This is a genomic window from Paenibacillus allorhizoplanae, from assembly GCF_927798215.1.
Lineage (GTDB): Bacteria > Bacillota > Bacilli > Paenibacillales > NBRC-103111 > Paenibacillus_E > Paenibacillus_E allorhizoplanae.
The window spans coordinates 59,097-80,569 of the sequence record NZ_CAKMMW010000011.1 but is presented as its reverse complement, the minus strand read 5'-3'; the positions used below and the strand labels follow the sequence as shown (position 1 = coordinate 80,569).

Genomic DNA, 21,473 nt, shown 5'->3' with positions numbered 1-21,473 from the left:
CGGACCAATGAGAGAGAATATTATGGTTATTGATGATGATGAGAAAATCACATCTATGCTGAGACGTGGACTGGCATTTGAAGGCTATTCAGTTACGACAGCAGCTAACGGTTTAGAAGGTCTTAAGCAAATGTTGGTGACAGAACCGCAGCTTATTATTTTGGACGTCATGATGCCGCACATCGATGGCTGGGAAGTTGTTCGGCGGATTCGCGAAAGCGGCAGCGAAGTGCCGATTCTCATGCTGACTGCTAAGGACGATATTAGTGATCGTGTCAAAGGTTTGGATTTGGGTGCTGATGATTATTTGGTCAAGCCCTTTGCTTTGGAAGAGCTGCTTGCGAGAGTGCGAGTATTACTACGTCGAAGAACGGAACGACCTGAACAGATGAACAATCGGCTCAGCTTTGAAGATGCTGTACTGGATTTAGATACACGGGAGGTTTTCCGTGGCGAGAAGCTGATTGAATTAACGACGAAAGAGTTCGATTTATTGCATCTCTTTATGCAGAATCCGAAGCGAGTGCTGTCGAGGGATATTATCATGGAGAAGATTTGGGGTTACGATTACAGCGGTGAGTCCAATGTCTTAGAGGTTTACATAGCTTTGTTACGCCAGAAAACAGAAGAATTTGGCCATAAACGTTTGATTCAAACGGTCCGAGGAGCAGGCTATGTATTGAGAGGGGAAAATTAAGATGTCGCTTCGCCTGCGGCTTACGCTATGGTATTCAGGCATATTGGCTATCACGATGCTGCTTTTTGGCATTGTTCTCTATTTCTTCTTGAACTATTTCCTTTATGATCAAATTCGTCAAGATGTGAAAAGGGAGGCCGTTAACAGCTCCACTCGTATTCAGAAAAGCATTGCTCTTTCTCAGAAAGGGCTAGTTGTTGATCTTGAATTAGAAAGCAGAGATTTCTATTCCACCAATACTTTTTTACAATTATATAATATCGCGCTAAAGAGCTTTAACCGATCACAGAATTTACAATATTATGATCAGACGCTCCCTATTGGCCAATCGACAATCGATAAACTGCAACGCCAAGTAGATAAACTTGAAGATGAGATTGGTTATTTTGAGAAGACGAAAATTCTTAATCAGGATTTTCTGATCTACCATCTAGGCCTAACAGATAATAAAGCACATCTCATTGGCATTCTGCAATCAGCTGTGCCGATCGGCAGTTACGAGAGAACGGCTGTCATGCTGCGTTATACGCTTATCATTTGGGCTATTTTAACGATTATCGTCGCTGCCTCCTTAGGTTGGTTCTTGGCACGTAAGGCATTAAAACCAATTGAGCGAGTAATAGATGCTGCGAATCAAATCGAAAGCGGAGACGATCTTGAGAAGCGGATTCACTACGATGGACCTCTAGATGAAATAGGCCGACTGACGAATACAATCAATGGCATGCTTGCCCGTATTCAAATTACGTATGTGGAATTAGATGAGGCCTACCGCGCACAACGACGATTTGTATCGGATGCTTCACATGAGCTTAGAACTCCACTAACAACGATTCGTGGCAATGTGGATTTGTTGGAGAAAATGTGGAAGCAAACATCGGGTACCAAAGAATTAGCTACGCCAGATCAGGTTCAAATGTCCTTGGAAGCTATGCACGATATTGCCGGGGAAGCGCAACGAATGAGCAGATTAGTCAATGATTTACTCGCCCTTGCGAGGGCTGATGCGGGTGTTCTTATGGAGAAACATTCGATTGAGTTCAAGCCGCTAGTTCACGAAGTCGTAAGGAGAGCACAGCTGCTCGAGCATACGGCTGAATGGCAAGTGGGGAATCTTGATGCTCTCGAAGATGCCATGGTTCAAGGAAACCGAGATTACCTGCAGCAATTGTTGTTCATCTTTATTGAAAATGCTTTTAAATATACACCTATGGGTTCAGTAACCATTGAGGCGATACGTAGAAACAGCTTTATTGGCGTACGGATCTCAGATACTGGCATAGGGATGGATAAAGAAGATATTCCTCATATTTTCGATCGGTTCTATCGCGCGGATTTGTCCAGAGGGGTTACGACGGGTACGGGGCTTGGTTTATCTATTGCCAAATGGATCATTGATGAACATGACGGGTCTGTTGAAGTCACCACTCGGAAGGACGAAGGAAGTACCTTTTTAATCTGGCTGCCAGCAAACTTCCCTCATGCCATATAATCAGATATAATTAGAAGAAATACAATGGTTTAGGTAGGTGGAACAGATGGAAGTTGTTCGAATATCCCCCAGAGGTTACTGTTATGGGGTTGTTGATGCTATGGCACTCGCTATGCAAACTGCTAAAAATTTAAATCTTCCCAGACCTATATATATCTTAGGCATGATTGTTCATAATGCGCATGTGACCGATTTCTTCAAAGAGGAAGGAGTCATCACGCTGGATGGCGAGAATCGCCTTGAGATTTTGCAGCAAGTGGAGACAGGGACTGTTATTTTCACTGCACACGGGGTTTCTCCTGAGGTAAGACGTTTGGCGCGTGACAAAGGACTTACTGTTGTAGACGCAACATGTCCAGATGTAACGAAGACGCATGATTTAATTCGTGAAAAAGTAGCAGACGGTTATGACATTATTTATATCGGGAAAAAAGGACATCCAGAGCCAGAAGGAGCTATTGGCGTAGCACCAGATCATGTACATTTGATTGAGAAGCTGGAAGAGGCTGAGCTCCTTAACCTGAAGTCGAATCGAATCATCATTACGAATCAAACCACGATGAGTCAGTGGGATATTAAACATATTATGAATCGGTTATTAACGCTTTTCCCAAAAGCTGAAATTCATAATGAAATTTGCTTGGCAACGCAGGTTCGTCAAGAAGCCGTCGCGGAGCAGGCAAAAGAAGTGGATCTGGTCATTGTCGTTGGGGATCCGAAAAGCAACAATTCGAACCGCCTGGCTCAGGTTTCACAAGAGATCGCTGGTGTAATGGCTTACCGTATCTCAGACGTTTCTGAATTAAACAGAGAATGGTTGGCGAATGTACGTAAAGTAGGCGTAACATCTGGGGCTTCCACGCCCACACCGATCACCAAAGAGGTCATTACCTATTTAGAAAATTACGATGCGAAAGATGAAACCAGTTGGGAAATAAAACGTACTATTAATATGAAGAAACTAATTCCCACTGTTAAATCCAAAGCAGCAAGTAACGTGTAATTCCTGCTTATTCCACTCGACGGGATTGAAACTAGCATGCAAAGTACTCAGAAGGTGAAAATGATGAAAGCTCGCTACGATTGGAAAAGTACTAAACGTTGGTTCAAATTCAAATATTTACTTCTTTTACGTGCCAAGGGCGGTCCTTCCATGGTAGCAAGAGGCTTTTCGATTGGTCTATTCGTTGAGATGTTTACATTACCGACTGCAGGGTTTGCGTTTGTTCTTATCTTTCCATTGGTTTACCTACTGAGAGCGAACTTGCCTGCGGCTTTAATTGGCTTTGTGTTCGGTAAAGTCATCTATATACCTTTTTCCATTCTTAATAAGCAGGTTGGGGAATATTTAGTGCCGAAGCATTTTAAGATCTATCTGATCCACCATCTACCGCATCTCCTCTCTAATATTATTCGTAGCGGTTTGGATTTAATTGTCGGTGGGATGGTCGTTGGTCTTTTCCTTGGTATTATTGCTTATTTCCCAGTCGTGCTTCTGCTCAAGTACCACACGAATCGCCGTAAAGAAAAACGTAGAATACGTAAAGATCAGTTAGCTCCTGGTGAATCAAAAGAATAGGTAATAAATTAGCGCTTGACGAATTCTCGTCAAGCGTTGTATATTTACTTTAGTGGTTAAAAGCATAAAAGCGTAGAAGCGAACAAGCGTTGAAGTGTGTCAGTGAACTGATAATCAATTATCCCATAATAAATGAAATAGGAGCGTGGATCACATGATCGCAATTACATCAAACAAAACTTCGGATGAGCGTATTCAGGAAATTGTGCAATTTATCGAGAAGCAAGGGGTTCAAGCGCATGTTTCCAAAGGTGAGGATCGTACAGTAATTGGGATCATTGGTCAAGCGGATCCGAAATTAGCGGAACAGCTTCGCCAAATGTCTGGCGTTGAGCAAGTTGTGAAAATCTCGAAGTCTTACAAGCTGGCTAGTCGTGATTTCCATCCTGCTGATACGGTTATTTCTATTAAAGGCGTTGAAATCGGCGGTGAACAACTTGTCGTCATGGGTGGCCCTTGCGCAGTTGAAACGCCAGAGCAGATCGATGAGATTGCTCGCTTAGTGAAAGCAGCTGGCGGGCAGGTACTCCGCGGCGGTGCTTTTAAACCAAGAACAGGTCCATACAGCTTCCAAGGTGTTGGTGTGGAAGGTCTGATCATGATGGCTGAAGCGGGTAAGAAACATGGTCTACTTACGATTACAGAAGTCATGACACCGGAGTACGTTGATGTTTGTGCGGAATACGCGGACATTCTGCAAGTAGGTACGCGTAATATGCAAAACTTTGATCTACTTCGCAAATTAGGAACGATTCAAACGCCAGTTTTACTTAAACGTGGATTCAGCTCGACGTATGATGAATTCTTGAATGCTGCTGAGTACATTCTTGCTGGCGGTAATCCGAACGTTATGCTTTGTGAGCGCGGAATCCGTACATTCGAAACCTACACACGAAATACGTTAGATTTATCAGCAATCCCAGTACTTAAATCGTTGAGTCACTTGCCGGTTATCTCAGATCCAAGTCATGGAACAGGACGCAGAGAGTTGGTAGTTCCAATGACGAAAGCATCTGTTGCAGCAGGAGCGGACGGATTAATCATCGAAATGCATACAGATCCGGACAATTCAATGACAGGAGACGGCGTACAATCGTTGTTCCCAGATCAATTTGCCCACTTGCTATCTGATCTTGAGAAGCTTGCTCCATTACTTGGTAAGAAGTTTGATACGAAGAAAGAAGCCATTTTGGCGTAATATACGGTTTTCATAGGGGGGGTTCTTCAGAAATGGAGAAACCTTTTTCCTATTTTTGTATACATGGTGAAAATTGTGTGTAAGTGTAAGAATAGCTTACACTCCTTTAAAAAATACCTGACATAAGTATTGACTGTGTTAGAGGAATCGCTATATAATATGTGAAAGAAAACAAGCAAAAGTTGAACATTAATCATGCAAAGTACGTTGAATGTACGGAAATGGGAGGGTTTTTTAAATGTCAGTTCAAAACGTGTTGAACCTTATCAAGGAAAAAAATATTGAGTGGGTAGATTTTCGTTTCGTTGGTCTTTCCGGTAAAGCGCAGCATATCTCTTTGCCTTCTACAGAAGTAGATGAAGAAACATTCGTAAATGGCGTAGCTTTTGACGGTTCATCCATCCCAGGATTCCGTGGTATTGAACAATCTGACATGGTAATGATGCCAGATACGGAAACTGCTTATGTGGATCCTTTCACAGCACACCCAACACTAGTAATTATGAGCAACATCCATACACCTGAAGGCGATCGTTATGACCGTGATCCACGTAGCATCGCTCAAAAGGCTGAAGAATATTTGCAAACAACTGGCGTAGGTACAACTGCATACTTCGCTCCTGAATCCGAATTCTTCATCTTTGATGATGTTCGTTTCGAGAACGGTATGAACAAATCCTACTTCGAAGTTGATTCCGAAGAAGCTGGTTGGAACACAGGCCGTAAAGAAGAAGGCGGTAACCTTGCATATAAAGTTCCAGTTAAAGGCGGTTACGTTCCAGTAGCTCCAATCGATTCCCAACAAGATATCCGTTCTGAAATGTGTAATAAGCTTGCTGACGCAGGTCTTCGCATTGAGCGTCATCACCATGAAGTGGCAACAGCTGGTCAAGCTGAAATCAACTTCCGTTTTGACACATTGACTAAAACAGCAGACAACCTGCTTAAATACAAGTACATCGTTGCTAACACAGCGAGAGAATACGGTAAAGTAGCTACATTCATGCCGAAACCACTATTTGGTGACAACGGTAGCGGAATGCACGTTCATATGTCCATTTTCAACGAAGGTAACCCTTTGTTCTATGAAAAAGGCTCATATGCTAACCTTTCCGAAATGGCTATCAACTACATCGGTGGTATCCTGTATCACGCACCAGCGTTGATCGCGATCACGAACCCAAGTACAAACTCCTTCAAACGTCTAGTTCCTGGTTACGAAGCTCCGGTAAACCTTGTATTCTCCAAAGGTAACCGTTCCGCAGCAGTTCGTATTCCAATCGCAGCTGTGACACCTAAGGGTTGTCGTATTGAGTTCCGTACACCAGACAGCACAGCTAACCCATACCTTGCTTTCGCAGCAATGTTGATGGCTGGTCTTGACGGTATCAAAAAGAAAATCGATCCGCGTGCTCTTGGATACGGTCCTTTCGATACTAACATCTATGAAATGTCAGATGCTGAGAAAGCTGAGATCCGCAGCGTTCCTGGTACATTAGACGAAGCTTTGGATGCTCTTGCAGCTGATTCCGACTTCTTGCTTGAAGGCGGCGTATTCACACAAGATTTCATCGATAACTACATCGACTTGAAACGTGGCGAAGCAAAACAAGTTGCAATCCGTATTCACCCACACGAGTACAACCTTTACTTCGATTGCTAATCTTTAGCACTTATACGATATGATAATAGGAACTGCCCCTTCATAGGACGCTATGGAGGAGCAGTTTTCTTTTTAAAGGAAGGATGAATTAACGATGAAAATTGCGATTGTTGCAGGAAGCAATCATGGAGCTGCTACGAGTACAAGACTTGCCACATATATTCAGCATTTGGCAACACAAGATCAACATGAAGTAACACTAATAGATTTATACAAGACGCCGTTACCTTTCTATACACCTGAAGATGATGGAAAGGATCATCAAGCACTTGGAGCGTTTAAACAGGCAATGTTGTCCGCCGATGCCATTGTCTTGGCAACGCCTGAGTATCATAGTGGAATGTCCGGTGTGCTCAAAAATGCGCTGGATCATGTTGGACAGGATCATTTCCATAACAAAGCTGTGCTATCCGTCAGCTCCTCAGGCGGAGCGGTAGCTGTCAGCTCGCTGACACAGATGCAGACGACCGTCCGCAATCTACATGGGATTAACAGTCCGGAGTGGATTTCGATTGGTGGCGATCAACGCAAGAGCTTCCGCGAAGACGCCCTCTTCGAAGACATTCATCCAGATGTCGATAAGCGAGTGCGACGTGTTGTAGGATCCTTCCTACAGCTAGCTGAGCAGCTCGTGGGAGCAGCGAAATTATAACGTTTCGCACCCATGTGAATACAAATTCAGGTAACCAAGTCACTAGACTTGGTTATTTGTATTTCTACATACTTTTGACATATTTATATGGTACAGTATGGAAAAAATGAACGGTGGGGAGATCATGGGAGTCCAGTGGACCAGCAAGGAAGTTGTTCATCTTTTACTGCGTGCGGGATTTGGTGTGGCGAAGGAAGAAGTTGCAACTTGCTTGGCGCTTGGACGGGAAGAAACAGTTCGGCGCTTAGTAACGGGTGAAGCATTGATCGACAAGGCTCCGAAGCTAGCCTCCTTTGACCAGTTTCATGCGGACGGGAAGAAAGCTTTGGATCCGCTCTTGCTAGTAGATCAACAGATGTACTGGCTTTATCGGATGGTGAACTCACCTACGCCGCTCATCGAGAAGATGACGTTGTTTTGGCATGGACATTTCGCGACGGCGAACTATAAAGTGAAAGATGCGTCGCTCATGGTGAAGCAAAATGAACTGTTCCGTCAATATGCATTGGGGAATTTCAAAGAGCTGCTCATCGAAATCGGCAAAGACCCTGCCATGATGATTTGGCTGGATGTGAATCAGAATAAGAAGGGGAAGCCGAATGAGAATTACGCCCGTGAGGTGATGGAGCTATTCACACTTGGCATCGGACACTACACCGAAATGGATGTGAAGGAATCTGCGCGGGCTTTTACAGGCTGGACGTACAATAAAAATGATCATAAGGTCAACTACAATGCCAAACAGCACGATAACGATGCCAAGACATTGCTCGGGGAAAGCGGCAAATTAGATGCAGACGATGTGATTGATATCTTATTTCATCAACAAGCATTGCCAACGTTTCTAGCGACGAAGTTGTTGAACTATTTTGCATCAGACACACCGTCCGATCGTTGGATTCAGACCATAGCTGGATTACTTACACAGAAGAATACGGTGGGGGAAGTGCTTCAGGCACTATTCCTTTCCGATGAGTTCTACGCGGAAACCAATCGGATGTCGCTAATTAAAACACCAGCAGATTATGTAGCGGGTATCCTGAAATGCTGCGAGCTCTCCGTCGCCAAGGGGCATGCCCAAGCGATGCGAAAGATGGGGCAGGAACTATTCGTCCCTCCCGATGTTGCAGGCTGGAGAGGTGGCGCCTCTTGGCTCACAACGAACTGTTTGTTAGCAAGGTACCAGTTCGCTGAGGGAATCGCGAAGCAAATGAACGGACAACAGCTGAACACGTCAGCGTTCAAACCGAATCAAGTGGAGTCACCTATGGAGTGGGCAAAGCTCTATGCAGAGCTCATGGGCATCTCGGACTTATCCGAACAAACACAGGCGAGCTTGCGTGCTTACGCAGATGACACCATTGTACATACAACCCAAACAAAACAAAAACTAACCGGCTTACGAGGTCTCCTACAGCTTGTTTTGATTAGTCCTGAAGCTCAGATGAAATAGGGGGGAAACGTGTGAAATTAACGAGAAGAGATTTTCTGATCAAAGGAACGGCGTTATTCGCAACCCTCGGGCTTGGCGGTGCACTTTTCACGGAAACAGGTAAATCACTATGGACCGGGAGCTCCGAACCTAGCGTAGAAGACCCAGTGTTGGTTGTTGTGCAGTTAAGCGGCGGCAATGACGGGATCAATACATTGATTCCCTACGGACAGGGCCTCTATTATGATTCACGGCCTACGCTTGCTTATGAACAGAAGGAAGTACTAGCGCTCGATTCTCACGTGGGCCTACATCCTAGTCTTACAGGATTAGCAGCGTTGTATAAATTAGGAAAAATGGCTATTATACAAGGAGTTGGATATCCGGAGCCTAATCATTCACACTTTCGCTCTATGGAAATTTGGCAAACCGCAGAGCCTGCGAAAATGAGTCGCAGCGGTTGGTTGGCACGGTATGCGGAAGCTTCGTTACAGAAGAATCCCAATCCTCTCAAAGTGATTCAAATTGGCGGATCAGGCAGCAAAGCCTTCGCCTCTGATCAATCAAGCTTTCCAGTGATTCAATCCCTGGAGTCCTATCATGTATTCGATCCTAAGACAGCGTTGATGGACAAGAATAGAATAACCAAAGCGTTCTTGGATATGTATGGAGCATCGAATCCGCCCAACCAATTGCGGGTCATTTCTGCTCGTGGATCGGAAGCCTATAAGAGTGTTGAGGCGATCCAATCGCTTGCTGCCACGTATACGAAGAAAATTGAGTATCCCAATACGAATTTTTCGAGGGACTTACAGCTTGTAACAAAGCTGCTGGCTGGAAAGTCAGGGACGCGGCTCTTTAATGTAGAAGTAGGTGGATTCGACGATCATGCGGATGAGAAGCTACAGCATGCACAAATGTTGACGCAGGTCGATGAAGGGTTAACTGCGTTCTATCAGGATTTGCAGGCACAGGGGCTGCAGGATCGCGTCGCTGTCATGGTGTTCTCCGAGTTTGGACGTCGTGTTAAAGAGAACGGCAGCGGTGGAACCGACCACGGAACAGCGGCACCGATGTTTGTCATTGGCGGCAAGGTGAAGGGCGGTCTATACGGCGCCTATCCAAGCTTGAGTAACTTAGATAATGGAGATTTGAAATATGAAGTTGATTTCCGTTCTGTATATAGTACGCTAATTGACTCGTGGTTAAATGGAGACACAGCAACAGTACTAGGTAAAACGTATGAAAATTTAAAGTTTATATAACTCGCAGGAGGTGCACGGTTGGAACTAGCGGCAATTTCAGATCATATGGCGGAGGGTTTGCAAATTCTCTTCGTTGGCTATAATCCGAGTATTCGATCAGGGGAAACCGGGCATCATTATGCGAATCCGAGTAATCGATTCTATCGCATTTTGTTGCAGGCGGGATTAACGCCAAGGCTTTACAAGCCGCAAGAGGATGGTGATCTGCTTGAAATCGGTTATGGCTTCACGAATATCGTGGCACGCCCTTCTTTGACAGCAGCAGAAATTACGGCAGACGAGTATCGTGAGGGCAGACGCATTCTGAAAGCGAAAATTGAGACCTACCGACCCAAGGTTGTTTGCTTCGTGGGGAAGGGTGTCTATGAGCAGTATAGCGGCCGAAGAGGCATCTCCTGGGGCAGTCAACCGCAGCCGATGGTAGAAGGTGTAATTGATTATGTGTGTCCGTCTTCTAGTGGACTTGTGCGAATGAAGCTGGAAGATATGGTAGCGATTTATCGAGGAATTCTGACAAGTCTCGTATAGCTTGTTTGAGGTTTTACTTGATGCTTGCACAGAATATTGCTATCATAGCCATAATACAAAACGCAAAGGTGTGGTCACTCATGGGAAACAGGGCCTATAACTTTAACGCAGGGCCTGCGGCTTTACCTCTCGAAGTACTTCAGAGAGCACAAGAAGAGTTTGTTGATTTTAAAGGCATTGGCATGTCCATTATGGAAATTTCTCACCGTAGTTCGGAATATGAGCAAGTGCACAATGAAACACAAGCGTTATTGAAGCGTATTTTTGGTATTCCAGATGGGTACCAAATTCTCTTTTTGACAGGTGGAGCGAGCTCTCAGTTCTCCATGATCCCTATGAATTTCTTGAAGGCAGGCAAGGTTGGCAGCTATGTGCTGACAGGCGCTTGGGCCGAGAAGGCTGTGCAAGAAGCAGCACTATTCGGAGAAGTTTCGCTTGCGGCTAGTTCGAAAGAACAGAAATTTATGAAAATTCCTGCATTGAGTGACATTAACTTAGATCCGAATTCAGCTTACCTGCACATCACGTCCAATGAGACGATTGAAGGTGCGCAATTCCAAAGCTTTCCGGAAACAGGCAACATTCCTCTGATCGGTGATATGTCCAGTGATATCTTGAGCCGCCCAGTCGACGTTTCGAAATTCAGCATGATCTATGCGGGAGCACAGAAGAACCTTGGACCATCTGGTGTGACCGTTGCGATTATTAAAGACGATCTACTCGTTGATCTGCCAAAAACAATCCCAACGATGATGCGTTATGAAACGCATAGCAAAAACAATTCCTTGTATAACACACCGCCAGCATACTCCATTTATATGGTGAATCTGGTGTTGAAATGGATTGAAGAGCAAGGCGGATTGACGGTTATTCAGAAGAATAATGTAGAAAAATCAGGCCTTATTTATAGCGCAATTGATAGCAGCAATGGCTTCTACCGTGGACCGGTAGATCTAGGAAGCCGTTCTGCGATGAATATTACATTCCGCTTGCAAGATGAAGAGCTGGAGAAGAAGTTCATTAAAGAAACCGAGCAGCAAGGGTTCGTTGGATTGAAAGGTCATCGCAGTGTCGGTGGTTTACGTGCTTCCACGTATAACGCAGTTCCTTACGCATCATGTAAAGCACTCGCTGATTTCATGACAGATTTCCAACAACGCAACAGCTAGGAAAATGAATTAAGCTATTCATGGCACCCTCGTGTGCGCGTGAATAGCTTTTTTTGTGCTGAGGCATGTAGTTTCGACCGAGGGGTTTAAAAGCCTGTAGAGGGTCACTGAGCAGGTTTAAAAGCGGTAATTAGAAGATGAGTTTGGACTAGATCTAGTAGAGGAGGAATGTCCTAGTCATTTCGACATATCCGAAAAAATCAAGTAAAAAATGAAAATATTTTTTCTAAACCCATCGAGCCACGCCCCGTCTAGGATTACGTGTTTTGGAATTGTAAATAGGTCGTTTTGCTCGTTGACAAACACAATATATTGATATAAATTTGAATCTATCAACTAGATGTCGTGATAAAAAGCGCATTGCGAGATTGCTAGTAGAAGGCCCAAATCGAGCCGGAAATCAAGTGAAACCGCAGGTTTCAAGCTTTTTTGACCGTTTACGGAGTCGTGAAACAAATGCAGATTCTGTCGATTAATGGGTAGATGAACTCGCGAATGACAGACGATAGAATTGGTATCTTTACTACATATAGGTTACCCGCAAGCGAAGACACAAGATAGAGAGAATTGAGAATGATAGGAGACGGAAGCTATATGTTGATTGCTTACGATTCGAAGACTGGAAATGTTCGCCGTTTTATTGCGAAGCTCCAGATGCCCGCGGTACAAATTGAGGAAGCGATGACAATGGACGAGCCATTCGTACTCGTGACGTATACAACTGGTTTTGGACAAATTCCTCCCAAGGTAGCTTCTTTCCTAGAAAGTAATTCCTCTCGTCTTCAAGGCGTTGCAGCAAGCGGTAATCGCAACTGGGGAGACGGCTTCGCCAAAAGCGCAGATACGATCTCAGCACTTTATGATGTTCCCGTATTAACCAAATTTGAATTATCCGGCACGAAAAATGATGTAGAACGATTTGTTCAGGGGGTACAAGCAATTGCGGCACATTGAACTTAATAATGAATTAATGCAACGTGGTACGGATGGTTTTTTTCAATTAGAGAAGGATAAAGAAGCTGTTAAGGTGTTCATAGAAGAAGTCCACAGCCGAAGCCTCACATTCCCCGATACCTCTTCGAAGGTTCGTTATATGATCGACAATAACTTCTACGAGAACGTTTATGACAAATACACCGAAGATGAAGTTAACAGCGTGTATCAAGTGGCACATGACAATCAATTCGAGTTCGCATCGTATATGGCAGCTTCGAAATTTTATACAGATTACGCTTTACGCAGTGACGATAAGACGTTATACCTCGAGCATTTCCCTGATCGCGTAGCGATCGTAGCCCTGTACTTGGGTCGCGGAAACGCAGAGACAGCACGCGTGCTGGCCCTATCCATGATGGAGCAGCGCTTGCAGCCAGCGACACCTACGTTCTTGAACGCAGGCAAGAGCCGTCGTGGCGAATTAGTATCGTGCTTCTTGTTAGAAATGGATGATTCCTTGAACTCCATCAACTATGTATTAGCAACTTGTATGCAGTTGTCCAAAATTGGCGGCGGTGTTGCCGTGAACCTATCGAAGCTTCGTGGGCGCGGTGAAACGATTAAAGGTGTTGAAGGCGCGGCGAAAGGAATTATTCCTGTTCTTAAGCTAATGGAGGATGCGTTCTCCTATGCGGATCAAATGGGTCAACGCAAGGGCTCAGGCGCGGCGTATTACAACATTTTCGGCTGGGACGTTATGGAGTTCCTAGATAGTAAGAAAATTAATGCGGATGAGAAATCCCGTTTGAAAACTCTTTCGATTGGACTTATTGTACCTAATAAGTTTTATAAGTTGGCTGAGGAGAACAAGCCTCTACATATTTTCGCTCCTTACACGGTTCTGCAAGCCTATGGCAAGCATATGGATGATCTGGACATGGATGAGATGTATGATGAACTCTTAGCGAACCCGAAAGTAAAGAAGAAAGTCATCATGAATGCACGTGATATGCTGACCAAAATTGCGACTACTCAACTGGAATCCGGTTACCCATATATGATGAATCGTACGAATGCGAATAAGGATCATGCCCTGAAGGGGATTGGGACGATAAAAATGTCCAATCTTTGTACAGAGATTTTCCAACTGCAGGAAACGTCCGAAATCAATGATTACGGTCAAGAAGACACCATTCTTCGCGATATCAGCTGTAATCTAGCTTCGATGAATATTGCCAATGTGATGGATCGTAAAAAGCTGCGCGAAACCGTGCACGAAGGCATGATTGCCCTAACTTCGGTGAGTGATATGACGACGATCCACAATGCGCCGGGTGTTGCCAAAGCGAATCGTGAGCTGCATTCTGTCGGTCTTGGCGTTATGAATTTGCACGGCTATTTGTCCAAAAACAAAATTGCTTACGAGAGTGCTGAAGCAAAGGATTTCGTTCGCACCTTCTTCGCAGCGATGAATTTCTATTCCATCGAAAAAAGTATGGAGATTGCCAAAGAATCCGGGCAAACCTTCGAAGGCTTTGAGCTATCGGAATATGCAAATGGGAACTATTTTACCCGTTACACAGAAATAGATTACCGTCCACTCTCGGATAAAGTGAAAGCATTATTCGAAGGCATGCCGATTCCGTCACCAGACGATTGGAGAGCGTTGCAAGCTGATGTTCAGAAACACGGTCTTTACCATGCGTACCGTTTGGCAGTAGCGCCGACGCAAAGCATCTCGTATATCCAAAATTCAACATCCAGCGTTATGCCAATTGTTGAACCGATTGAGACACGTACGTATGCGAATTCGACAACGTATTATCCGATGCCATTCATGGCACGTGACAATTTCTTCTACTATAAATCCGCTTATCAAATGGATCAATTCAAGATTCTTGACCTTATCTCGGAGATTCAAACGCATGTGGATCAAGGGATCTCGACTATTTTACACGTAAACAGTGATGTTTCAACAAGACAACTTGCTAGATTATACCTGTATGCGGCACACAAAGGACTTAAATCGCTCTACTACACAAGAACCAACCAGCTATCCGTTGAGGAATGTGTAAGCTGCTCAGTATAAGTAGGAAGGGGACTACCATTCATGACAAGTGCACCAACGATCAATAAACCAATCGTCAAAAAAGCGGTGAATTGGAACCGGCCTGATGATGATTTTACAATTACGTTCTGGAATCAAAATATTATGCAATTTTGGACAGATGAAGAAATTCCATTGTCTGATGATAAAATGTCTTGGATTACACTCAGCAACGTTGAGCGTGAGCTATATATGAAAGTGCTTGGCGGTCTGACGTTGCTGGATACCATGCAGGGCGGCGTCGGGATGCCGAAGATCCTTGAGCATGTGGATGGGCTGCAGCGCAAAGCAGTGCTTAGCTTCATGGGGATGATGGAGCAGATCCATGCGAAGTCTTACAGTTCGATTTTTACAACGCTGTCTACGACAGAAGAGATTAACGAGCTGTTTCAATGGGTGGAGCGGAATCCACACTTGCAGTTTAAAGCGAATAAGATTTCACATTACTATGAGAATATTAATACGACCAAAGAGCTGTATCTAGCGATGGCTTCATCAGTTCTGCTAGAAAGCTATTTGTTCTATAGCGGTTTCTATTATCCGTTGTACTTGGCTGGCCAAGGTAAAATGACGAGCAGCGGCGAGATCATTGACTTGATTCTACGCGATGAGAGCATCCATGGGTTGTACATAGGTGTGCTGGCACAAGAAGTCTACGCGGAGCTAAGCCCTGCCGAGCAGGAAGAGGCGTACGCGACGTTGTGTGCGTTATTGAAAGAGCTACATGCGAATGAAGAAGGCTACACGGATAGTCTGTACGGACCGCTGGGACTGGCAGACGAAGTGAAAGCATTCCTTCGCTACAACGCGAACAAGGCGTTTATGAACCTAGGCGTTGAACCAATGTTCCCGGAAGAGGATATCAACCCGATTGTATTGAACGGACTGAGTACGAAGACGAAGCAGCATGACTTTTTCTCCAAAAAAGGCAATGGTTATGTGCGCACGATTCACGTTGAGGCTTTGACGGACGATGACTTTGTATTTTAAGTAATATAGATGAAAGAAAAACCACCTGTGACGACTGGGTGGTTTTTTTGTTTGAGCTTAGTTCAGTCTCAAGGCTGATTTACTGCGTAACATTGTTATGTTACATTGAAATGGCAAAGGAGGGATGTACATTGGATGAAGATTTGATCTCGAAGAAAGAGCTACTCGAGCTAACAGGCATATCTTATGGGCAACTTTACCGCTGGAAACGCAAAAATTTAGTTCCTGAGGAATGGTTTATACGAAAATCAGCGTTTACCGGGCAGGAAACGTTCTTTCCGAAGGGGCAGATGTTGGCGCGTATCGATAAAATTGTAAATATGAAAGATGATTTATCGCTGGATGAATTAGCGGATGTGTTTTCAAGCCTGCCAAATGACATGAAAATAGACAAAGTAGAGCTAATTAAACGAAACATTGTTTCTCAGCAAACAATAGATTATGCATCTCCATTTTTGGGAGCAACTGCGGTATACAGCTTTGAAGATACGTTATTTCTGTTCCTATTAGAGGCTTGCTTACAATCCGGTGAAATGAGCCTCGATGAAGGGAAATACTTACTTCTAACGATGAAAGAGCAATATGCCAAGTTCGAAGGTAAGCCTTGTGATCTGATTTATATACGTAAGATGGGCTTAACTTTATGTCTACTGGTTACGACAGGCAGTGAATTATTCTTCGAGCAAGGCGTGAAGGTTGTGCTCCGCGTGCAGGTGGCGAAGAAGATTGAAGAACTGAAGCTGAAAATAACAACAACGTGAGGAGGTGACACTATGCACACAGCAGAATTGAAGCGTAAATTGATGATTTCCGGAATAGGATCATCTAATGGCGGGAGCTTCCGTACAGTTAAAATCGACGGCATTGGACGTCTGGAAGGGGACGTTATATGCTCCGATTTTACGCTAAATGGGCGTGCAGAAGTGAATGGCAGTGTTACATCTGAAATGGCAGAATTGCATGGAACGCTAACGATTCAGGGGAGTCTGAAGGCCAAGCGTACCCGAATTCATGGCAAAGTCAAGATTGAGGGCAATTATGCGGGCGAGAGCCTTGAAATTAATGGCGCTTCAATAATAACAGGCAACTGTGAGGCGGAGAAGTTTAATGCCAATGGTAAGCTGCAGGTGGGCACGCTTAATGCCGATACGATCCTTGTTACCTTGCATGGGCATAGTAAAATTTCAGAGATCGGCGGAGAACGAATCCAAATACGTAAGCAGCGAGGCATTGGCTTGGCAAGTTGGTTGAAGATTCTGCCTCTGGGGATTGGTAATCATTTGACGGTTCAAACCGTCGAAGGCGACCATATTTACTTGGAATATACAACGGCTGATGTCGTAAGAGGAGCGGATATTACAATTGGACCTGGTTGTGAGATTGGACTCATCGAATATACGGCAAAGCTCGAGCAAGATAAGCAATCTAAGGTGAAACGCAGTGAAAAAGTGTAGCAAAGAGAGGAGGGTTTGAGGTACAATGGGTATAGATACAAACAAACGTTCGCTAATTAGTAATTTGAAGATTACGGGCAGCTCTACCGCGGCAGGGGGCCTGTATGATCGAATGAAAATTGTGGGAGAAGGCATCATTGAAGGCGATACGAAATGCCGGCTTCTGAAATGTATCGGAACATTAGAGATGGAAGGTAATTTGCAGGCAGGCGAAGCGGGCATTGTGGGGACTTTTTCATTGACGGGAAATGTTCGAAGCGATACAATGAAAAATTCGGGGACGGTGAGTATCAGTGGTGATGCAGAAATTGGATCACTTACTGGTTCAGGGACGATTGAAGTGAAAGGTCATATGCAAGGCACCATGATTGCACTTAAAGGGCATATCGCTGCAGGAGGGGATTGCGAAGTCGATGTGTTTAATCTAAAGGGAATGTTTGATGTTGGGGGACTACTGAACGCAGGAGAGATCAACATTAGACTTTTCCAAGATTCAACGGCGAAAGAGATTGGCGGAGAGAAAATTAGAATTCGCAAAGCGAGTTTGCTTCATCCGTTTAGCTTGTTCTTCAGACCCTCACCGCATGCCAAGGTAACGGTATCGGTTATTGAAGGGGATGATATCTACGTGGAGCACACGAGAGCGAAAGTTGTGCGAGGCAACCAAGTTGTCCTCGGTCCTGGTTGTGAAGTCGATCTAGTAGAATATAAGGTACACTTAGAGAAGAAGAAGGGTGCCATTGTGAAAGAGACACGCAAGTTGTAATATGTTTGTAAATTCAGGGTGTAAGGCGAAAACAAATCGTAAAGGAATGTGTACGAATGACGAGTTCAAATAATAAAGTAGGCTTCGTCCTAGCAGGTCTACTCTTGGCCATGTTAATGGCGTCAATGGATAATACAATTGTTGCCACCGCGATGGGAACCATTGTAGGAGATCTTGGTGGTCTGGATAAGTTTGTTTGGGTAACATCGGCCTATATGGTTGCTGAAATGGCAGGTATGCCGATTTTTGGGAAGTTGTCCGATATGTTCGGGCGCAAACGGTTTTTCATTTTTGGATTAATTGTCTTCTTGGCAGCTTCCATCTTGTGTGGTACCGCAGAAAGCATTGTACAACTTAGTATCTACCGAGCACTCCAAGGTATTGGTGGCGGAGCGCTGATTCCAATTGCGTTCACGATCATGTTTGATACGGTACCTGTCGAACAACGCGGGAAGTTAGGCGGTTTGTTCGGTGCGGTATTCGGTTTGTCCAGTATTTTCGGACCGTTGCTTGGCGCTTATATTACCGATTATATTAACTGGCATTGGGTATTCTATGTCAATATTCCTCTTGGTATTTTGGCCCTTATTTTTATTGCGATCTACTACAAAGAATCACCGATTCATACGAAACAGAAGATCGACTGGTGGGGTGCCGTTACGCTGGTTGGTGCCGTTGTCAGCATGATGTTTGCCCTTGAGCTTGGTGGAAATAAATATGCATGGGATTCCAGCTTAATTATCGGATTGTTTGCAGCTTTCACTGTGCTAACGATTTGCTTTATCATCATTGAAAGAAAAGTAATCGAACCGATCATTTCATTCCCGATGTTTAAGAACCGTTTGTTTACGACGAGTAATGCGCTTGGATTATTGAGCGGGATGGGCTTTATCACGGCATCTGTGTATATTCCGATTTATATTCAAGGTGTACTTGGCGGAACAGCGACCAATTCAGGGCTCGTACTCTTGCCGATGATGGTAGGCTCTGTATTCTCAGCGGTAGGCGGCGGTTTCTTAATGAATAAGATGCCATACCGGAACATTATGATGGTCTTTGTTGTCATTCTAGCAGCAGGTATGTACATGTTGACACAGCTTGAACCGGATACAAGCCGCTTGTATGTGACAATGTGCATGATCGTCGTTGGTGTTGGGATCGGTGCGAGTTTCTCCGTACTTTCCAATGCGGCGATTCATCACTTTGATCCGTCGCAGCGTGGTTCTGTGAATGCAACAGTCTCTTTCGTTCGTTCCTTAGGTATGACTTTAGGGATTACACTATTCGGAATCATTCAACGGAATGATTTCACAGCGAAGCTCAAGGAGATTTTTGCTGGAAGCGGGCAAGGCAACATGGCTGACAATCCAGCGTTTAGTGACCCTAGGGTACTTCTGGCACCTGAAATGCGTGCTCAAATCCCTACACCTGTACTTGATAAAATTACAGCAGGCTTATCATCCTCGATTTCATATACATTCATGTGGGCATTGATTCCAACAGCTTTGGCTGTTGTAGCAGCGGTTCTCATGAGCAAAGAGCGCTTGACCGAATCATTGGAGCATAAGCAAGCAGAACAAGCCGCTGCAGAATTGAAAGGTCAATAGAAAGAAGCCTCATCCAAGTTGCTATGTGGATGAGGCTTTTTTATGTTCTGCTTGTTGGAGTCCTAACTTAAGCGTAAGACTCCTTAATAACAGGTTCCGTCAATTTATAACCGACGTTGCGGATGGTCATGATATATTCAGGGTGACGGGCATTTTGCTCAATCTTATCACGGAGATGAGAGATATGGACGTCAACGATACGCGTATCCCCAAGGAAGTGATAGTCCCACACGCCGTGAAGCAGTTGTTGTCGGCTTAACACTTTCCCACGATGCTTGCAGAGGAAAAGAAGCAGTTCGAATTCTTTTGGTGTCAGTTCGATCGGTGCACCATTCATCGTCACTTCGCGTTGCTCGGCTTTGACAGAGATTTGGCCGATGGCAATCGGTGCTTCTTCCGTCGTAGAAGGCAGGGTCTGGATGCGACGATGAATCGCTTGAATGCGGGAGACGAGCTCGAGCGGTGAGAAAGGCTTCGTCATGTAATCATCCGCACCATTGTCCAGACCAGCTATTTTATCCGTAAGGTCTTGCATGGCCGTCAACATAATAATGGGTACGAGGTTATTCTGACTTCTCAGCTTGCGGCATACCTGTAAGCCGTCCATTTTGGGCAGCATAAGATCAAGGACAATGAGGTCGGGGCGGAATGATTGAATGGCACCGAAGACAGCTTCTCCGTCGAATACGCAATGTACCTCGAAACCGGCAAGCTTCAGGTTGAATTCAATGAGCATGGAGATGGAAGGTTCGTCATCAACAATTAATATCTTTTTTTTCATTGTTAGCAAGGCTCCTTTTAATGAAGGATAACTCTAGTATGACGTACCACTATCATCGCGATATTAAGATAAAGTTAACCCAGTGTTAAATTGCAATCGGACACAGGTTATAATAGGATAGAGAATGAGGTGAATGAATAAAGATGGCTTTTCATATTGTATTAGTAGAACCCGAGATTCCTGCGAACACAGGCAATATTTCTCGCACATGTGCGGCAACAGGTGCTCATCTTCATTTGGTGAGACCCCTTGGTTTTGACACCGATGATAAGACCCTGAAGCGAGCTGGCTTAGATTACTGGCATTCGGTGAAGATTCACTACCACGATTCTTTCGATGAAGTTATGGCAGCGTATGAGGGGCATAGATTCTTCTTTGCGTCGACGAAGGCTAGCAAACGTTATTCTGATTTTGCCTTCCAAGATGGCGATTTCTTCGTGTTTGGTAAAGAGACCAAAGGGCTGCCAGAGGAGCTGCTGCGTCAGCATCCGGACACCTTAATCCGGTTACCAATGTCCGACGCGGTAAGATCATTAAATCTTTCCAACTCTGCGGCTATTATTTTATATGAGGGATTACGCCAAACAGGATTTGTAGGTCTTGAGTAGGGAGACTCATGACCTATATTTTTTGTCGCTCAACCGACATTTCTGGCAAGAAAAGAAAGTTTTTGGGGCTTTAGCAGAAGGAATTTCATGATTGACGGCGAATAGTATCGGTAAGCTCGATATGGAAATGTTGGTCGATGTGAAATTGCCGGAAGTGTAGAAAACGTCTGGGAAAAGAGAGGTGAAGTCCTATGATGAAGCCAGCTGGAGTCGTACGTAAAGTCGATCAATTGGGACGAATCGTATTACCTAAATCGTTACGAAAGCGATACCAAATGAACGAGGGAGATCCTGTAGAAATTCTTGTACAGGGTGACCATATCATTCTCGAGAGATATCGTCCGAAATGTGTGTTCTGCGGAAGCATGGAAAATGTCAGTGAATTCAAAGAACGTTATATCTGCGGCGTTTGCGTAACTGAAATGAACCTGCTTAAGGCGAGAGCCTAGTAGTTAAAAAAAGAAAAAGCATCGCTTCCCCAACTGGAGAAGACGATGCTTTTTTTCTTGTCTTAAAGGCCTTTTGTTTTGTCCTCGTTATAGGAAGCCG

The 21,473-nt window shown here is 44.5% G+C and carries 21 protein-coding genes; 20 read left to right on the top strand and 1 reads right to left on the bottom strand.

Translation table 11 applies throughout. The annotated features are described in order from the left end of the window. Positions 1 to 7: 7 nt before the first annotated feature. From L6I86_RS18730 to L6I86_RS18645, 18 genes are all read left to right on the top strand, one after another. Positions 8 to 697, top strand: a complete 690-nt coding sequence (locus L6I86_RS18730; RefSeq protein ID WP_236289517.1) for a response regulator transcription factor — start codon at positions 8 to 10, stop codon at positions 695 to 697. A gap of 1 nt (position 698) precedes the next feature. Then, positions 699 to 2,189: a sensor histidine kinase gene (locus L6I86_RS18725; protein ID WP_236289515.1), complete on the top strand. Its 1,491-nt coding sequence runs from the start codon at positions 699 to 701 to the stop codon at positions 2,187 to 2,189. 46 nt (positions 2,190 to 2,235) lie between these two features. Then, entirely contained in the window at positions 2,236 to 3,192 is a 957-nt protein-coding gene (locus L6I86_RS18720) for a 4-hydroxy-3-methylbut-2-enyl diphosphate reductase (protein WP_236289513.1), read from the top strand. Positions 3,193 to 3,228: 36 nt separating this feature from the next. After that, a complete protein-coding gene (locus L6I86_RS18715; RefSeq protein ID WP_056609515.1) occupies positions 3,229 to 3,768 on the top strand; it encodes a DUF2062 domain-containing protein in 540 nt (179 codons plus the stop codon). Between the two features lie 154 nt (positions 3,769 to 3,922). Then, a complete protein-coding gene (aroF, locus tag L6I86_RS18710; RefSeq protein ID WP_056609517.1) occupies positions 3,923 to 4,966 on the top strand; it encodes a 3-deoxy-7-phosphoheptulonate synthase in 1,044 nt (347 codons plus the stop codon). Between the two features lie 238 nt (positions 4,967 to 5,204). After that, positions 5,205 to 6,629, top strand: coding sequence for a type I glutamate--ammonia ligase (glnA, locus tag L6I86_RS18705; RefSeq protein WP_236289511.1), 1,425 nt, complete (start codon positions 5,205 to 5,207; stop codon positions 6,627 to 6,629). A gap of 94 nt (positions 6,630 to 6,723) precedes the next feature. Continuing rightward, positions 6,724 to 7,281 carry an NADPH-dependent FMN reductase gene (locus L6I86_RS18700; protein WP_236289509.1) on the top strand — a complete coding sequence of 186 codons (558 nt, stop codon included), beginning with the start codon at positions 6,724 to 6,726 and terminating at the stop codon, positions 7,279 to 7,281. A gap of 124 nt (positions 7,282 to 7,405) precedes the next feature. After that, positions 7,406 to 8,734 (top strand): DUF1800 domain-containing protein, encoded by a 1,329-nt coding sequence (locus tag L6I86_RS18695; RefSeq protein WP_236289507.1) that lies wholly within the window; start codon positions 7,406 to 7,408, stop codon positions 8,732 to 8,734. Positions 8,735 to 8,745: 11 nt separating this feature from the next. Then, positions 8,746 to 9,978 carry a DUF1501 domain-containing protein gene (locus L6I86_RS18690; RefSeq protein ID WP_236289506.1) on the top strand — a complete coding sequence of 411 codons (1,233 nt, stop codon included), beginning with the start codon at positions 8,746 to 8,748 and terminating at the stop codon, positions 9,976 to 9,978. Positions 9,979 to 10,023: 45 nt separating this feature from the next. Beyond that, a complete protein-coding gene (locus L6I86_RS18685) occupies positions 10,024 to 10,506 on the top strand; it encodes a mismatch-specific DNA-glycosylase (protein WP_236289699.1) in 483 nt (160 codons plus the stop codon). Positions 10,507 to 10,586: 80 nt separating this feature from the next. Then, positions 10,587 to 11,675 (top strand): 3-phosphoserine/phosphohydroxythreonine transaminase, encoded by a 1,089-nt coding sequence (serC, locus tag L6I86_RS18680; RefSeq protein WP_056609531.1) that lies wholly within the window; start codon positions 10,587 to 10,589, stop codon positions 11,673 to 11,675. 594 nt (positions 11,676 to 12,269) lie between these two features. Continuing rightward, a complete protein-coding gene (gene nrdI / locus L6I86_RS18675; RefSeq protein ID WP_056609533.1) occupies positions 12,270 to 12,629 on the top strand; it encodes a class Ib ribonucleoside-diphosphate reductase assembly flavoprotein NrdI in 360 nt (119 codons plus the stop codon). Next, positions 12,616 to 14,700 carry a class 1b ribonucleoside-diphosphate reductase subunit alpha gene (nrdE, locus tag L6I86_RS18670; protein WP_236289504.1) on the top strand — a complete coding sequence of 695 codons (2,085 nt, stop codon included), beginning with the start codon at positions 12,616 to 12,618 and terminating at the stop codon, positions 14,698 to 14,700. Before nrdI ends, nrdE begins: the two co-directional genes overlap by 14 nt. A 21-nt stretch (positions 14,701 to 14,721) precedes the next feature. Continuing rightward, the gene (gene nrdF / locus L6I86_RS18665) at positions 14,722 to 15,708 is read left to right on the top strand and encodes a class 1b ribonucleoside-diphosphate reductase subunit beta (protein WP_236289502.1); all 987 of its coding nucleotides are present in this window, start codon (positions 14,722 to 14,724) and stop codon (positions 15,706 to 15,708) included. Positions 15,709 to 15,839: 131 nt separating this feature from the next. Next, positions 15,840 to 16,469 (top strand): YhbD family protein, encoded by a 630-nt coding sequence (locus L6I86_RS18660; protein ID WP_236289500.1) that lies wholly within the window; start codon positions 15,840 to 15,842, stop codon positions 16,467 to 16,469. A gap of 12 nt (positions 16,470 to 16,481) precedes the next feature. Beyond that, a complete protein-coding gene (locus L6I86_RS18655) occupies positions 16,482 to 17,162 on the top strand; it encodes a polymer-forming cytoskeletal protein (RefSeq protein WP_236289498.1) in 681 nt (226 codons plus the stop codon). A 25-nt stretch (positions 17,163 to 17,187) separates the two neighbouring features. After that, positions 17,188 to 17,928: a hypothetical protein gene (locus L6I86_RS18650; protein WP_236289496.1), complete on the top strand. Its 741-nt coding sequence runs from the start codon at positions 17,188 to 17,190 to the stop codon at positions 17,926 to 17,928. 56 nt (positions 17,929 to 17,984) lie between these two features. Then, on the top strand, positions 17,985 to 19,535 hold the full coding sequence (locus L6I86_RS18645) for an MDR family MFS transporter (protein WP_236289494.1): 1,551 nt from the start codon (positions 17,985 to 17,987) through the stop codon (positions 19,533 to 19,535). A gap of 67 nt (positions 19,536 to 19,602) precedes the next feature. Here the strand turns inward: L6I86_RS18645 and L6I86_RS18640 are convergent, their stop codons facing one another. Beyond that, positions 19,603 to 20,316, bottom strand: a complete 714-nt coding sequence (locus tag L6I86_RS18640) for a response regulator transcription factor (protein ID WP_056624673.1) — start codon at positions 20,314 to 20,316, stop codon at positions 19,603 to 19,605. Positions 20,317 to 20,459: 143 nt separating this feature from the next. Here L6I86_RS18640 and trmL point away from each other — a divergent pair, with 143 nt between their 5' ends. Together trmL and L6I86_RS18630 are read left to right on the top strand one after the other, a co-directional pair. Further along, a complete protein-coding gene (gene trmL / locus L6I86_RS18635) occupies positions 20,460 to 20,924 on the top strand; it encodes a tRNA (uridine(34)/cytosine(34)/5-carboxymethylaminomethyluridine(34)-2'-O)-methyltransferase TrmL (RefSeq protein ID WP_236289492.1) in 465 nt (154 codons plus the stop codon). Positions 20,925 to 21,118: 194 nt separating this feature from the next. Further along, on the top strand, positions 21,119 to 21,373 hold the full coding sequence (locus L6I86_RS18630) for an AbrB/MazE/SpoVT family DNA-binding domain-containing protein (protein WP_236289490.1): 255 nt from the start codon (positions 21,119 to 21,121) through the stop codon (positions 21,371 to 21,373). Positions 21,374 to 21,473 lie beyond the last annotated feature (100 nt).

Coding starts and splice junctions, on each gene's coding strand:
- aroF (WP_056609517.1), top strand. CDS start 3,923: ATGATCGCAATTACATCAAACAAAACTTCGGATGAGCGTATTCAGGAA.
- L6I86_RS18725 (WP_236289515.1), top strand. CDS start 699: ATGTCGCTTCGCCTGCGGCTTACGCTATGGTATTCAGGCATATTGGCT.
- L6I86_RS18645 (WP_236289494.1), top strand. CDS start 17,985: ATGACGAGTTCAAATAATAAAGTAGGCTTCGTCCTAGCAGGTCTACTC.
- L6I86_RS18700 (WP_236289509.1), top strand. CDS start 6,724: ATGAAAATTGCGATTGTTGCAGGAAGCAATCATGGAGCTGCTACGAGT.
- glnA (WP_236289511.1), top strand. CDS start 5,205: ATGTCAGTTCAAAACGTGTTGAACCTTATCAAGGAAAAAAATATTGAG.
- serC (WP_056609531.1), top strand. CDS start 10,587: ATGGGAAACAGGGCCTATAACTTTAACGCAGGGCCTGCGGCTTTACCT.
- L6I86_RS18715 (WP_056609515.1), top strand. CDS start 3,229: ATGCAAAGTACTCAGAAGGTGAAAATGATGAAAGCTCGCTACGATTGG.
- L6I86_RS18685 (WP_236289699.1), top strand. CDS start 10,024: ATGGCGGAGGGTTTGCAAATTCTCTTCGTTGGCTATAATCCGAGTATT.
- trmL (WP_236289492.1), top strand. CDS start 20,460: ATGGCTTTTCATATTGTATTAGTAGAACCCGAGATTCCTGCGAACACA.
- L6I86_RS18630 (WP_236289490.1), top strand. CDS start 21,119: ATGAAGCCAGCTGGAGTCGTACGTAAAGTCGATCAATTGGGACGAATC.
- L6I86_RS18655 (WP_236289498.1), top strand. CDS start 16,482: ATGCACACAGCAGAATTGAAGCGTAAATTGATGATTTCCGGAATAGGA.
- nrdF (WP_236289502.1), top strand. CDS start 14,722: ATGACAAGTGCACCAACGATCAATAAACCAATCGTCAAAAAAGCGGTG.
- L6I86_RS18720 (WP_236289513.1), top strand. CDS start 2,236: ATGGAAGTTGTTCGAATATCCCCCAGAGGTTACTGTTATGGGGTTGTT.
- L6I86_RS18640 (WP_056624673.1), bottom strand. CDS start 20,316: ATGAAAAAAAAGATATTAATTGTTGATGACGAACCTTCCATCTCCATG.
- L6I86_RS18695 (WP_236289507.1), top strand. CDS start 7,406: ATGGGAGTCCAGTGGACCAGCAAGGAAGTTGTTCATCTTTTACTGCGT.
- L6I86_RS18650 (WP_236289496.1), top strand. CDS start 17,188: ATGGGTATAGATACAAACAAACGTTCGCTAATTAGTAATTTGAAGATT.
- L6I86_RS18730 (WP_236289517.1), top strand. CDS start 8: ATGAGAGAGAATATTATGGTTATTGATGATGATGAGAAAATCACATCT.
- nrdI (WP_056609533.1), top strand. CDS start 12,270: ATGTTGATTGCTTACGATTCGAAGACTGGAAATGTTCGCCGTTTTATT.